Raw genomic sequence first — 12,780 nt, 5'->3', positions numbered from 1 at the left:
ATGATGCAGTCATGGAGGTGTGATTCGTCAGCCGCGCTGACTGCGAGAACGCGCGTCGAAATCAACGTATCTGGTTGATCTGTATCGCATTGTCACCATTCCGTTCGAAAGTGACTTTTTTCTGAACGGGACGGTTCGGCCTGATCGTAGGCAAAAAAAAGGCCCCGCCGAAGCGGGGCCTGGTCCAGACACGCGGTCCGGAATACGACGGGATCAGAAGTCGTACTTGACCTGGGCCGAGATCTGACGGCCGTAGACGCTGTAGAAGCCGTCGTTGAACGGGGTCGATTCGTTGCCCGGGTAGTTGTAGCGCTGGCCTTCCGGCAGCTTGTTGAACACGTTGTTGACCATCAGCGACAGGGTCAGATCGTCCTGTGCCTGGTAGTTCAGGCTCATGTTGTACGTGGTGTACGAGCCCCACTTGCCGGCCTTGGCGCCGGAGGAGTGGACGTAGTCATAGCTGCGGCCGGTGTAGGCCAGGTAGTTCGGGGTGCTGCCGACGTAGTTGGCGTACACGGTGGTGGTGAACTTGGAGATGGCCCAGCCCACCGACACGTCGCCGCGTACCTTGGCGAAGTTGTCGTAGTACCACATGTTGTACGGATCGCTCAGCAGGTCCAGCTTCTGCGCACCCGGCAGGGCCACCACTTCACGCTTGAGCATGTTGGTGTAGTTGCCGGAGAACATCAGCGAACCGAAGCGGCCCAGGTCCTGCTGGTACTTGGCACCGACGGTCACCGCTTCCAGGTTCTGGCTGGCCACGTTGAGCTTCGGGGTGTACACGCGGGTCAGGTTGCCACCGGCGTCGCGGGTCACCCAGTCGGTCACGTTCTGGCAGCTGGCCGAGGTGTTGTTCGGCAGGCCGTTGTGGCACTGGTACTCGGCCAGCAGCAGCTGGTCGGTGCTCAGGGTCTTGACCTCGTTCTTGATCTTCCAGTTGTAGTAGTCGACCGACAGCGAGAAGTTGCTCACCGGGGCCCACACCACGCCTGCGCTCCACACGTCGGCGGTGATCGGCTTCAGGTCCGGGTTGCCGGACTTTTCGCTGTACACCGAGGTGGTCTTGTAGAACGAGCAGGCTTCGTCACGCAGCGCGTAACCCATCTGGCTGCAGCGGTAGTAGTCGTTCTGGCCGGAGGCGAACGAGCCGCTCATGCCCTGGAAGGCATCGGACAGGGTCGGCGCGCGGAACGCGGTGCCGTACTTGCCGCGCAGCAGCAGGCTTTCCACCGGACGGTATTCCAGGCCGATGCTGTAGGTGGCCTTGTCGACGGTCTTGTCGGCGATCTTGAAGGCGTCATAGCGGCCCGAGGCGCTGATGGTCAGCGACTCGAACACCGGCATGCGCAGTTCGCTGGTCACCGCGTAGTTGCTGCGGTGGCCGGCACCGGCCACGGCGCTGGCGCCCCACGCGTTGCCATCGACGAAGGCCTGGTCGGGCGAGTAGTCCCAACCTTCGCTGCCGCCTTCCAGCACGACGGCCAGGCCGGCGTCGCCGCCCGGCAGGGAGAACAGCGAACCGTTGGTCACCTGCACGCGACCGAGGTTCTGCCAGGTCTTGCTGCGGTGGGTGCCATAGCCGGTGAAGCTGGCGAACTGGTCCGGGGTGATCGGCGAGTAGAAGGCGGTGTAGTTCGGGTTGTAGATGCCGAAGCCATCAGCAGTGGTGCCCAGGCGCGGGCCCAGCACGGTGTCGCCGAAGAAGCCTTCGATCTTGTCCTTCCAGCGCGCGAAGCGGTTCTGGTCCAGACGGTATTCGCCGCGGGTGAAGCTGGCGCTGTAGTCCCAGTCGCCGACCATGCCCTTGCCGCCCAGGGTGACCTGGTAGGAACGGCTCTCATCGGAGTTCAGGATGTTGTTGTAGTGGCCCGGGCCGATTTCTTCCGGCGCGAAGGCGCGCTGCAGGTTCACGACCTTGCCCAGGCCCTGGTCGTAGAAGCCGCCCATCACCGACTTGGTGCCCCACCACAAGGCGCTGGAGCCGGAGGTGAATTCGGTCTTTTCCTTGCTGTACAGCACGTCGGCGAACAGCTGGAAGTTGTCGTTCACGTCGAAGGTCATCGACGAGTAGAACTGGCCGCTGTTCTTGCCGTTCTTCAGGGTCTTGTAGCCGGCGCTGTACACCGAGCCGCACGATTCGCCCGATGCACGCTTGCCGACGGTGGTGGTGCCGTCGTACAGGCCTGCCACGTTGGCGCAGCGGGTCGGGTCCATCATGTACAGCTTGTTGTCGGCGTTGCCGATGACAGCAAAGTCGTTCGACGGCAGCTGCGCGGTGTAACCGACCGGGTTGTTCTGCTTGGTGATGTCACGCTGGTAGCCCCAGATCGGGCTGCCGTTTTCGATCTGCACGTTGACCAGCGCGTGGAAGCGGTCGTCGAACGCGTTGAAGCCCTTGGCGGCGCTGAAGCGGATGTTGCTGCCACCACCTTCGGTGTAGGTACCGCCACGGATCGACATCGTGCCGCCGTCCATGCGTTCCTTCAGGATGATGTTGACCACGCCGGCGATCGCGTCCGAGCCATACAGCGACGACTGGCCGCCCGGCAGGACTTCGATGCGCTCGACGATGTCGATCGGAATGCCGCTGATGTTGTTGAACGACTCGCTGCCGTTGTACAGCGCCGGATACGAGAGCATCGGGCGGCCGTTGATCAGGTACTTGGTGTAGCCCGGATTCAGGCCGAACATGCCGGCGGCTTCGGCGCCCTGGGTGAACGCACCCGAGGTCTGGCCACCCTGCAGGCCGCCGGTGGTCAGCGATGACTGCTGCAGCACTTCAGCAACACTGCTGAAGCCGCGGGTCTGGATGTCTTCGGCGGTGATGGACATCACCGGGGTCTGCGTTTCGACCTGGGTCTGCGGGATCAGCGAACCGGTGACGGTGATCTTGTCCAGGTTGGTCGCCTTGTCCTGGGCCATTGCCGGGGAGGCGGCCATCAGAGCGGAAATCAGGGCGACGGCGAGCGTGTTGCGACGTGCGGTATTGCTGACGTGTTTCATGTAGTTCCAATGGAGAGCAAAAAACAAAAACGGCACTGCGCATGCGCCATCGCGCGGGCCGGAACAACGGGCTCCGCAGCTCAAAACAGTGCTGATCGAACGTAACATGAACTTAACAATCTGTGCACGAATCCGTCGCAATCCTGAATTTCAGTCAGGTTACGTCCAGCTTGTATGATGTCGGGTTATCCCCCTGACTCCGCCGGTGCTCGTTGTGAACAGTTCTCCCCGCCGTCCCCATGCCAGCCAGGTCCAGAAGGGACTTACGCCGCATGCCCGCATCCGCAATGTCATCGCGGTCGGTTCGGGCAAGGGCGGCGTCGGCAAGTCCACCACCTCGGTGAACCTGGCCGTGGCGCTGCAGCAGCTCGGTGCGCGGGTGGGCGTGCTCGACGCCGACATCTACGGCCCCAGCGTGCCGGCCATGCTGGGGCTGTCCGGCCGCCCGGAAAGCCCGGACAACAAGAGCATCGAGCCTCTGCGTGCGTTCGGCGTGGACACCATGTCGATCGGCTACCTGATCGAAGAAGACACCCCGATGATCTGGCGCGGCCCGATGGCCACCTCGGCGATGACGCAGCTGTTCAACGATACCCTGTGGGACGACCTGGATTTCCTGCTGATCGACCTGCCGCCGGGCACGGGTGACATCCAGCTGACCCTGACCCAGAAGATTCCGTTGGCCGGTGCAGTGATCGTCACCACGCCGCAGGACATCGCCACGCTGGATGCGAAGAAGGCGCTGAAGATGTTCGAGAAGGTCGAGGTGCCGGTGCTGGGCATCGTCGAGAACATGGCGGTGCACACGTGCAGCAGCTGCGGGCACATCGAGCACCTGTTCGGCGAGGGCGGCGGCGAGCGCATGGCCGCGCAGTACGGCGTGCCGCTGCTGGGGTCGCTGCCGCTGCAGATCGGCATCCGCGAGCAGGGCGATGCAGGCACGCCGATCACCGTGGCCCAGCCGGATTCGGCACCGGCCCAGGCCTACCGCCATGCCGCGCAGCGCCTGATCGAGGAAGTCGGCAAGCGCCCGCGGGCCTCGATCCCGATCCTGTCCTCGCTGCTGTAAGTGCTGGGGCAGGGGCCGCCGGCGCAGGCCGGCCCCCTGCTAGAATCCTCGCGCCCCCTCGTACCCCCAGGACAAAGCATGAGCATCAAGAGTGACCGTTGGATCCGCCGCATGTCCGAGCAGCACGGCATGATCGAGCCGTTCGAGGCCGGGCAGGTCAAGCAGGCCAACGGCCAGCGCATCGTCAGCTACGGCACGTCCAGCTATGGCTATGACGTGCGCTGCTCGCGCGAGTTCAAGGTGTTCACCAACATCAACTCGACGATCGTCGATCCCAAGCACTTCGATCCGGGCAGCTTCGTGGATATCGTCGGCGATGAGTGCATCATCCCGCCCAACAGCTTCGCGCTGGCGCGTACCGTGGAGTACTTCCGCATTCCGCGCGATACCCTGGTGGTGTGCCTGGGCAAGAGCACCTACGCGCGCTGCGGCATCATCGTCAACGTGACGCCGCTGGAGCCGGAATGGGAAGGCCACGTCACCCTGGAATTCAGCAACACCACGCCGCTGCCGGCGCGCATCTACGCCAACGAAGGCGTGGCGCAGATGCTGTTCTTCCAGGCGGCCGCCGATGACATCTGCGAGACGTCGTACCGCGACCGTGGCGGCAAGTACCAGGGCCAGACCGGCGTGACCCTGCCGCGGACCTGAAGATTGCAGGCGATTTGTAGAGCCGAGCCATGCTCGGCTTCAAGGCAGGGCAGCCGAGCATGGCCCGGCTCCACATGAAGGAAGGCGGCGCAATGCGCCGCCTTTCTTATTTGCCGCGACCGAACAGCATCGCGATGCCGACACCCACCAGGGCCACCGGCCACCAGGTCAGCAGCAGCTTGGACAGGTTCAGGTGCGTCCAGCCGAGATTGCTGGCGAGCATGAACAGGCCGATCAGGATCAGCAGGACGGCGGCAACGAGGTTGAATCGCATCGGGTCGGCGAAGGCTCAGGACAGGGCCGGATATCCTAGCCGTTCCTTCCAGTAGGCGACATGCTGGTCCAGCGCCGCCGGCTCGTAGCGGTGCGCTGGGCCGCTGCCCCAGACCGGGCCCGGCCAGGCCGGATCACCGTCATGGCGGCCGATCACATGGAAGTGCAGCTGGCGCACGATATTGCCCAGCGCCCCGATGTTGATCTTTTCCACCCCGTCGGAGCCCTTCAGGGCCTTGCAGGCGCGGTTGAGCTCGGTGCGCAGCTTGTCCTGCTGCTCGCCGTCCAGCTCGATCCACTCGGTGACCCCGGCCAGGCGCGGTACCAGCACCAGCCAGGGGAATCGTTCGTCGTTCATCAGCCGCACTTGCGACAACGGTCCTTCCGCCACCAGCACGCTATCGGTGGCCAGGCGTGAATCGAGTTCGAATTCGCTCATCCAAGATGCTCCGAGAAGAAGTCCAGGGTGCGTTGCAGCGCCAGGGCGGCGCTGTCTGGATCATACGCATGTCCGACCTCCCGGTTGAAGGCATGATCGGCCGGATAGACGTAGGTGGCCATCTGCGGCAGCTTCTCGCGGTGGGCCTGCACGGCTTCCGGTGGGATGCTGCGGTCCTGGGCGCCGAAGTGGAAGATCACCGGCGCCTTGGGTGTCTCATCAAGGAACTGGACGTTGCGGGCGCCGTAGTAGCTGACCGACGGCAGCCCCAGGCGCACTGCGGACAGCATCGCCACCGTGCCGCCCCAGCAGTAGCCGACGGTGCCCACCTTGCCGTAGGGGGCCAGCCGGGTGGCCGCCGCGCGGACCACTTCCAGCGCCCGCTCCATGCCCAGCGCGCCGACCCGTTCCAGGCCCTGCTTCACGCCGTCGGCGTCGTAGGGCAGCGCGTCCGGATCGGCGTCGGGGCCATCGAGCAGGTCAAAGAACGAGGGCGCCAGCACCGCATAGCCTTCCGCCGCGAAGCGCTCGGCCACGCTGCGGATATGCGGATTGGCGCCGAAGATTTCCTGCACCACCACCAGGCCGCCGCGCGCGGTGCCTTCCGGCAGGGCCTGCCAGGCCCGTACCGGGCCGTGATGCGTATCCAGGGTGATCCACTCGGCCATCGTCATCTTCCTCGTTGCTGGAAACAGAACTGCATTGTCGGTGCTGCGCCGGTTAGCGCGGCGTCAGTGGCTGTGCCGTATCGGTCGGCTGGGCATTCAGAGCGCGGCCGCCAACCCCGGTATACTGGCGCCCTTTCAGGCCCCGGCCCCCAGGAACCCCTGCCATGGCGGCAGGGGCCCAGGCCCCCAGAGTCCCGCGATTTCCATGTCCCAGCTGAACCCCAAAGTCGGCTTCGTCAGTCTTGGCTGCCCGAAGGCCCTCGTCGATTCCGAGCGCATCCTCACCCAGCTCCGCTCGGAAGGCTACGACATCGTCCCGTCCTACGATTCGGCCGACGTGGTGGTGGTCAACACCTGTGGCTTCATCGATTCTGCGGTGACCGAGTCGCTGGACGCGATCGGCGAGGCGATGAACCAGAACGGCAAGGTGATCGTCACCGGTTGCCTGGGCAAGCGCCCGGAGCAGATCCGCGAGGCGTACCCCAACGTGCTGGCGGTGTCCGGCCCGCAGGATTACCAGAGCGTGATGGAAGCGGTGCATGAAGCACTGCCGCCCAAGCACGATCCGTTCGTGGACCTGGTGCCCGACTACGGTATCAAGCTGACCCCGCGGCACTACGCGTACCTGAAGATCTCCGAGGGCTGCAACCACAAATGCAGCTTCTGCATCATTCCGTCGATGCGCGGCAAGCTGGTTTCGCGCCCGGTCGACGAGGTGCTGCGTGAAGCCGAGCGCCTGGTGCGTGGCGGCGTGCGCGAGCTGCTGGTGGTTTCGCAGGACACCTCGGCCTACGGCGTGGACGTGAAGTACGCCGAAAAGATGTGGCGCGACAAGGCCTACCAGACCCGTTTGAAGGCGCTGTGCGAAGGCCTGTCGGAGCTGGATGCGTGGGTGCGCATGCACTACGTCTACCCGTATCCGCACGTGGATGAAGTGGTGCCGCTGATGGCCGAGAACCGCATCCTGCCGTACCTGGATATCCCGTTCCAGCACGCCAGCCCGCGCATCCTGCGCCTGATGAAGCGCCCCGGCGCGGTGGAGAAGACCCTGGAGCGCGTGCAGAACTGGCGCCGTATCGCGCCGGACATCACTGTGCGTTCGACCTTCATCGTCGGCTTCCCGGGCGAGACCGAAGCCGAGTTCGAGGAACTGCTGTCGTTCCTTGACGAAGCGCAGCTGGATCGCGTCGGTGCGTTCGCCTACTCGCCGGTCGCGGGTGCCACCGCCAACGACCTGCCTGACGCCGTGCCGGAAGAGGTGAAGCAGGAACGCCTGGCCCGTTTCATGGAGAAGCAGGCGCAGATTTCCGCCGCGCGCCTGGAGGCCAAGATCGGCACCGTGCAGCAGTGCCTGGTCGACGGCATCGAAGGCGACATCGCCGTGGCCCGCTCCAAGGCCGATGCCCCGGAGATCGACGGTCTGGTGCACATCCAGAATGCCGACCAGGTGCCGCTGCGCGTGGGCGAATTCGTCGACGTGGAGATCACCGAGAGCGACGAGCATGACCTGTACGGTGACGCGCTGGCGGCCGCCCCCCGTCCGGCGTTCGACCTCAAGGTGCTGTGATCGCAGCGACGGCCGCCACCGGCAACGGCGGCGGTTCACGGCGCTTCGTACCGCCGCCACGTGCGGCGGTAGCTGCACGGCGGTTCGAGCACCCGCTGTTTGCCGGGCTTCAGGACTTCCGTGACCTGCTGGACGGCACCGCATGGCCGTCCATCGCGGCGCTCGATGCACGCCTGGCCGTGCCTGGCAAGCGCCTGGTTGAACAGGACGCCGCGCTGCTGGCCGATGGCCTGCACTACGAAGTGCGTATCGCGCAGGGACGCATCGCCACCCGTGCCGGCAACTGGCACGACCTGTTCAATGCGCTGGTGTGGGCCTCACAGCCGCAGCTGAAGCGCGCGCTCAACGTGCGGCAGTGCCTGCATATCGAGGCGATGCCACCCGGCCAGCGCAACCGCGCGCAGGCCGCCTTGACCCAGTTCGACGAAACCGGCGTGATCGTGCGTGTGCGCGATGACTCACTGCTGGCTGCCTGGGATGCACACGACTGGCCCGCGTTGTTTGAGCCGGTGAACTGGCAGAGCGGTGACATCGCCATCACTGTGGTATTCGGGCATGCGCTGATGGAACAGGCACTGCTGCCGGGGCGATTGCTGGTCGGCAAGTGCGTGGTGGTGCAGGGTGATGCCGATGCTGCCTGCGTTGACGTGATGACTGCGGCCATTGCCGAGGGCAGGGCAGTGACCGATCCGCTGCAGCTGCGTCCGCTGCCGTTGGCTGGAATCCCAGGCTGGCACGACGTGCAGGATTCCGCCTTCTACCGCAATGCCGACTATTTCCGCCCGCTGCGTGCAGGGCGCACGTACCCGCCACCGTTGTAGAGCCGAGCCCATGCCCGGCTGCGCGGCGCTTCAGCCGAGCATGCGCTCGGCTCTACAACGGCGGCGAGGTCGGGCATGGCTCGACGCTACACAGGCTCGTACTCCACGCCGATCACTGCAAAGGTGAACTGCCCGCCGGGCAGCTCCACCGAGAACTCATCATCCAGCCGCTTCTTCAGCAGCGCACGCGCCAGGGGGGAATCGATGCTGATCCAGCCCAGGCCCGCATCGGTCTCATCCGGGCCGACAATGCGGTAGCGGCTGGTGTCGCCGCTGTCCACGTTCTCCAGTTCCACCCACGCGCCGAAGAACACTGCCAGCGGATCGGTTGGCGTGGTATCGACCACGCGCAGCGATTCCAGCCGCTTGGTCAGGTAGCGCACGCGGCGGTCGATCTCGCCCAGTTGCTTCTTGCGGTAGGTGTACTCGGCGTTCTCGGAACGGTCGCCTTCTGCGGCAGCGGCGGCGAGCGCTTTCACCACCTCCGGACGGCGCACGCGCCATAGCTCATCCAGTTCGGCCTTCAGTCGCGCATGCCCGGAAGCGGTGATCAGGGCGGTGCTTTTTTCTGCGGGGGGACGCCAACGGGACATGCAATACGACTTCTTTTCTGGATGACGAATGGGGAGCGGGGTCGGAGCCCTCCCTTGCGGGAGGGCTCTGACCCCAGCAGGGGTATCTAGCGCTTGCCGCCGAAGATGCCACCGAGTATGCCACGCACGATCTGGTTGCCCAGCTTGGTGCCGACGGTGCGCGTGGTCTGCTTGGCCATGGTCTCGATCATGCCCTGGCGGCGCTTGGTGCCGAAGATCGCGTCCTTGATGGCCTGGCCGAAACCCCCTTCCTGAGCTTCGTCCTGCTCGCGGCTGCGCGCGGCCGGCGCCTGTGCCTGCTCGATGCTCTTCTGCGCGCGCTGGGCCAGCAGTTCGGCGGCCGATTCGCGGTTGATCGCGGTGTCGTAGCGGCTGCCGACCGGGCTGCCGGCGCGTACCTGTGCACGCTCGGCCTCGGTGATCGGTCCCATCCGGCAGCGCGGCGGCGCGATCAACGTCTGCTGCACGGGCATCGGCACGCCCTTGTCCTGCAGCGTGGATACCAGTGCCTCGCCGGTGCCGAGCTGGCTCAGCACCTTGGCCACGTCCAGCTTGGGATTCGGCACGAACGTCTCGGCCGCGGTTTTCACCGCCTTCTGGTCGCGCGGGGTGAACGCACGCAGTGCGTGCTGAACGCGATTGCCCAGCTGGCCGAGAATGTTGCCCGGCACGTCGTCGGGGAACTGCGAGCAGAAGTAAACGCCCACGCCCTTGGAGCGGATCAGGCGCACCACCTGCTCGATGCGCTGCACCAGCGACGGCGGTGCATCATCGAACAGCAGGTGCGCCTCGTCGAAGATGAAGACCAGCTTCGGCTTGTCCAGGTCGCCCACTTCCGGCAGCTGCTCGAACAGTTCCGAAAGCAGCCACAGCAGGAAGGTGGAATAGAGCTTGGGCTTGAGCACCAGCTGGTCGGCGGCGAGGATGCCGATCATGCCGCGGCCGTCGTGGTTGACCCGCATGATGTCGGCCAGTTCCAGCGCCGGTTCGCCGAAGAAATGCTCGCCACCGTCCTGCGCCAGGCGCAGCACCGAACGCTGGATCGCCGCGATCGACTGCGCACTGACCAGGCCGTACTCGGTGGAAATGTCCTTGCGCTCCTCGGCAACCAGGCCGAGCAGGGCGCGCAGGTCGTCCATGTCCAGCAGCAGCAGGCCGCGGTCGTCGGCCAGCTTGAATACGATGTCGAGTACCCCGGCCTGGGTGTCGTTCAATTCGAGGATGCGCGACAGCAGGGTCGGGCCCATCTCGCTGACCGTGGTGCGCACCGGGTGGCCCAGCTTGCCGTACAGGTCCCAGAAGATGGTGGGGCTGGCGGCCGGCGCATAGTCGGCCACGCCGATCTCGACGGCACGCTCGAGCAGGTTCTCGGCGCCGCTGCCGGGCACGGCCAGGCCGGAGACATCGCCCTTCACATCGGCCAGGAACACCGGCACGCCCCGTCGCGAGAAGCCCTCGGCCAGGGTCATCAGGGTCACGGTCTTGCCGGTACCGGTGGCGCCGGCCACCAGACCGTGGCGGTTGCCGAGTTTCGGCAGCAGGGTGACGGCAATATCGTCGGTAATGCCTTTGCCGAGCAGAATCGGATCCATTGTCCAGCCCTTGTGATGAATAGCCCAATGTTAACCGCCGGCAGTGACGGTCCGAAGGTCGGCTTGCCCGGACCTTGGCGGCGCCGCTACTCTGCCTGCCTGTTTTGCACACAGTGCCATCAATGCCCGTTCCTGTCCTGATTTCCCGCGGTTGGCCGCTGCTGGCCCTGGCCGGCCTGGTTTCCCTGGCGCCCGACGCCCACGCACAGCGGGTTTCGGCCCGGGACAAGGTGAAGGTGGATGCGCTGCAGCAGCGCATGACCGCCGCCGAAAAGCGCTACGGCGATGCCCTGCTGCTGGTCGCCAATGCCGACCCCAAGGGCAGCAACGAGGCCGATGCCGCGCTGGAGGACATGGAAGATGTCCTCAACGACTGCGTGAAGCAGAAGGGCTGCCAGATGGGGACCCTGCTGGCCAGCTACAAGCGGCTGCTCAAGCACGACGCCGATGCCGCCGCCAGCGATGACGTGGCCGACGAGAGCGGTGACCGCCTGGAAGCCGACCCGGATCACATCGGCCCGCTCACCGCCGACGTGCCCGAGGCCGCACGCGCTGCCGCGCTGCTGAACGACAAGCGGCACGCCTTCGACACGATGGTCGAGTACAACCCGGCGGTGCAGGCCGGCATCCGCCGCTGGCTGACCGACATGCGCCCGGCGCTGCTGACCAGCTACGAGAATTACCAGAACCTGCGCGCGGTGATGTGGCCGGAGTGGGAAAAGCGCGGCCTGCCCGAGGCGCTGCTGTTCGGGATCATGGCCAAGGAATCCAATGGCCGTGTGCATGCTTCCTCGCGCGCCGGCGCCGCCGGCCTGATGCAGTTCATGCCAGCCACTGGCCGCCGTTTCGGCCTGGGCCCGGACGGCACCGGCTTCGATACCCGCTTCGACGCGCGCAGCGCCGCCGAGGCCAGCGCCAGCTACCTCAACGAGCGCCTGCGCGAACTGAACAACAACGTGGAAATGTCGGTGGCCGCCTATAACGGTGGCGAAGGCCGTGCTGCGCGCGTGTTCAAGCAGAGCGGTGGGCAGAGCTTCTGGACCGACAGCGTCTACAACCAGTTCCCGGGCGAGACCAAGGACTACGTGCCGATGGTGATTGCCGCGGCATGGATCTTCCTGCACCCGCAGCAGTACGGCGTGGAGTTCCCGAAGATCAGCGCGCAGCCGGCCACGCTGCGGCTGGCCAAGTCCACCACCATCTATGAACTGACCATCTGCCTGGGCAGCCACGGTACCCGCGATGGCTACATGCGTGCGTTGCGCAACCTCAACCCGCGCTATGAGGCCGATGGCTGGATCCCGGCCGGCACGCTGATCAATGCCACCACCCGCATCGCCGGTCTGTACCAGCGCAACTGCGTCAGTGGCCCGCGTGCCGACCTCGCCCGCACGCTGATCACCGCTGATCTCAACGCGGCGATCAAGCGCCCGGCCGCGTCGAGCTATACCGGCAGCGTGGCGGTGGGCGGCGTGGTGCCGGTGGCCGACGCGGCTGCATCCACCAGCGTGCCGACCGCACCGGTGGCTGCAGTGGCGGCACCGCGCCCGGCGCCGGCCGCCCGGCCGAAGCCGGCGCGCAGCCACAAGGTGGGCCGGGGGGAGACCCTGGGCGCCATCGCCGCCAAGTTCCAGTGCGACCTGCCGACCCTGGCCCGCGCCAACGGCCTGAAGGCGCCGGCCTACAGCCTGCGCCATGGCCAGACGCTGAAGCTGCAGGGCTGCGACAAGTAATTCCCAAGACCACTGGAATCCGTATGGACCTCGAAGCCACCCGCAACCTGTTCGCCAACCTCCGCGAAAACACCGACTGGGACATCACCGGCCCGTTGCTGTGGGGGTACTTCTTCGTGCACTCCACTGCCGAGCCGCTGCAGGCGCTGGCCCAGCACCTGCAGGCACAGGGCTACACCTTCGTGGAACTCTTCGAGCAGGAACCGGAAGAGGGCGACGCGCCGTTCCACGTGCTGCACGTGGAGCGCGTGGAAATCCACGACGAAGCCTCGCTGGACCGCCGCAACCAGGAATTCGCGGCGCTGGCCGCGGAGCACGGCGTGGAAGACTACGACGGCCTGGACGTCGGACCGGCCCCGGTCCTGCAGTAA

General features: G+C 65.7%; 12 protein-coding genes. 6 read left to right on the top strand and 6 right to left on the bottom strand.

Going from position 1 to position 12,780, the window contains the following annotated elements:
- Window positions 1-213 precede the first annotated feature (213 nt).
- On the bottom strand, window positions 214-3,003 hold the full coding sequence (locus A7X97_RS00490) for a TonB-dependent receptor plug domain-containing protein (protein ID WP_065185504.1): 2,790 nt from the start codon (window positions 3,001-3,003) through the stop codon (window positions 214-216).
- 214 nt (window positions 3,004-3,217) lie between these two features.
- On the opposite strand from A7X97_RS00490, the gene apbC reads away from it, so the two are divergent.
- Both apbC and dcd read left to right on the top strand, forming a co-directional pair.
- Window positions 3,218-4,072, top strand: coding sequence for an iron-sulfur cluster carrier protein ApbC (apbC, locus tag A7X97_RS00485; RefSeq protein WP_005418013.1), 855 nt, complete (start codon window positions 3,218-3,220; stop codon window positions 4,070-4,072).
- Window positions 4,073-4,150: 78 nt separating this feature from the next.
- Window positions 4,151-4,723, top strand: coding sequence for a dCTP deaminase (gene dcd / locus A7X97_RS00480; protein WP_005418012.1), 573 nt, complete (start codon window positions 4,151-4,153; stop codon window positions 4,721-4,723).
- Between the two features lie 106 nt (window positions 4,724-4,829).
- Here the strand turns inward: dcd and A7X97_RS21810 are convergent, their stop codons facing one another.
- Genes A7X97_RS21810 through A7X97_RS00470 form a run of 3 tightly spaced genes read right to left on the bottom strand, consistent with a single transcriptional unit; the run spans window position 4,830 to window position 6,103 of the window.
- Window positions 4,830-4,997 (bottom strand): LiaI-LiaF-like domain-containing protein, encoded by a 168-nt coding sequence (locus A7X97_RS21810; protein WP_005418011.1) that lies wholly within the window; start codon window positions 4,995-4,997, stop codon window positions 4,830-4,832.
- A 15-nt stretch (window positions 4,998-5,012) separates the two neighbouring features.
- The gene (locus A7X97_RS00475) at window positions 5,013-5,435 is read right to left on the bottom strand and encodes an HIT domain-containing protein (protein WP_049414742.1); all 423 of its coding nucleotides are present in this window, start codon (window positions 5,433-5,435) and stop codon (window positions 5,013-5,015) included.
- On the bottom strand, window positions 5,432-6,103 hold the full coding sequence (locus A7X97_RS00470; protein WP_065179170.1) for a dienelactone hydrolase family protein: 672 nt from the start codon (window positions 6,101-6,103) through the stop codon (window positions 5,432-5,434). Before A7X97_RS00470 ends, A7X97_RS00475 begins: the two co-directional genes overlap by 4 nt.
- Before the next feature lie 205 nt (window positions 6,104-6,308).
- Here A7X97_RS00470 and rimO point away from each other — a divergent pair, with 205 nt between their 5' ends.
- Together rimO and A7X97_RS00460 are read left to right on the top strand one after the other, a co-directional pair.
- A complete protein-coding gene (gene rimO, locus A7X97_RS00465; RefSeq protein WP_072168513.1) occupies window positions 6,309-7,670 on the top strand; it encodes a 30S ribosomal protein S12 methylthiotransferase RimO in 1,362 nt (453 codons plus the stop codon).
- Window positions 7,667-8,491 (top strand): DUF3025 domain-containing protein, encoded by an 825-nt coding sequence (locus A7X97_RS00460; RefSeq protein ID WP_088497836.1) that lies wholly within the window; start codon window positions 7,667-7,669, stop codon window positions 8,489-8,491. The genes rimO and A7X97_RS00460 overlap by 4 nt, the downstream gene beginning before the upstream one ends.
- A gap of 86 nt (window positions 8,492-8,577) precedes the next feature.
- Here A7X97_RS00460 and greB read toward each other — a convergent pair whose 3' ends face one another.
- Window positions 8,578-9,084, bottom strand: a complete 507-nt coding sequence (gene greB / locus A7X97_RS00455) for a transcription elongation factor GreB (RefSeq protein WP_005418006.1) — start codon at window positions 9,082-9,084, stop codon at window positions 8,578-8,580.
- 86 nt (window positions 9,085-9,170) lie between these two features.
- Window positions 9,171-10,676 carry a helicase HerA-like domain-containing protein gene (locus tag A7X97_RS00450; protein ID WP_088497835.1) on the bottom strand — a complete coding sequence of 502 codons (1,506 nt, stop codon included), beginning with the start codon at window positions 10,674-10,676 and terminating at the stop codon, window positions 9,171-9,173.
- Between the two features lie 122 nt (window positions 10,677-10,798).
- Between A7X97_RS00450 and A7X97_RS00445 the strand changes: the two genes are divergently transcribed.
- Window positions 10,799-12,409, top strand: coding sequence for a transglycosylase SLT domain-containing protein (locus tag A7X97_RS00445; protein ID WP_088497834.1), 1,611 nt, complete (start codon window positions 10,799-10,801; stop codon window positions 12,407-12,409).
- Window positions 12,410-12,432: 23 nt separating this feature from the next.
- Entirely contained in the window at window positions 12,433-12,780 is a 348-nt protein-coding gene (locus A7X97_RS00440) for a ribonuclease E inhibitor RraB (RefSeq protein ID WP_111007446.1), read from the top strand.

Origin of the sequence: Stenotrophomonas sepilia, from assembly GCF_003244875.1 — a bacterium.
GTDB lineage: Bacteria > Pseudomonadota > Gammaproteobacteria > Xanthomonadales > Xanthomonadaceae > Stenotrophomonas > Stenotrophomonas sepilia.
Note: the sequence above shows the minus strand (reverse complement) of the source record. Positions and strands in the feature narration are given on the sequence as shown.

Bases quoted from the DNA above. Each gene is read 5' to 3' on its own strand.
- A7X97_RS00490 (WP_065185504.1), bottom strand. From the start codon at position 3,003: ATGAAACACGTCAGCAATACCGCACGTCGCAACACGCTCGCCGTCGCC.
- dcd (WP_005418012.1), top strand. From the start codon at position 4,151: ATGAGCATCAAGAGTGACCGTTGGATCCGCCGCATGTCCGAGCAGCAC.
- A7X97_RS21810 (WP_005418011.1), bottom strand. From the start codon at position 4,997: ATGCGATTCAACCTCGTTGCCGCCGTCCTGCTGATCCTGATCGGCCTG.
- A7X97_RS00475 (WP_049414742.1), bottom strand. From the start codon at position 5,435: ATGAGCGAATTCGAACTCGATTCACGCCTGGCCACCGATAGCGTGCTG.
- A7X97_RS00470 (WP_065179170.1), bottom strand. From the start codon at position 6,103: ATGGCCGAGTGGATCACCCTGGATACGCATCACGGCCCGGTACGGGCC.
- rimO (WP_072168513.1), top strand. From the start codon at position 6,309: ATGTCCCAGCTGAACCCCAAAGTCGGCTTCGTCAGTCTTGGCTGCCCG.
- greB (WP_005418006.1), bottom strand. From the start codon at position 9,084: ATGTCCCGTTGGCGTCCCCCCGCAGAAAAAAGCACCGCCCTGATCACC.
- A7X97_RS00450 (WP_088497835.1), bottom strand. From the start codon at position 10,676: ATGGATCCGATTCTGCTCGGCAAAGGCATTACCGACGATATTGCCGTC.
- A7X97_RS00445 (WP_088497834.1), top strand. From the start codon at position 10,799: ATGCCCGTTCCTGTCCTGATTTCCCGCGGTTGGCCGCTGCTGGCCCTG.
- A7X97_RS00440 (WP_111007446.1), top strand. From the start codon at position 12,433: ATGGACCTCGAAGCCACCCGCAACCTGTTCGCCAACCTCCGCGAAAAC.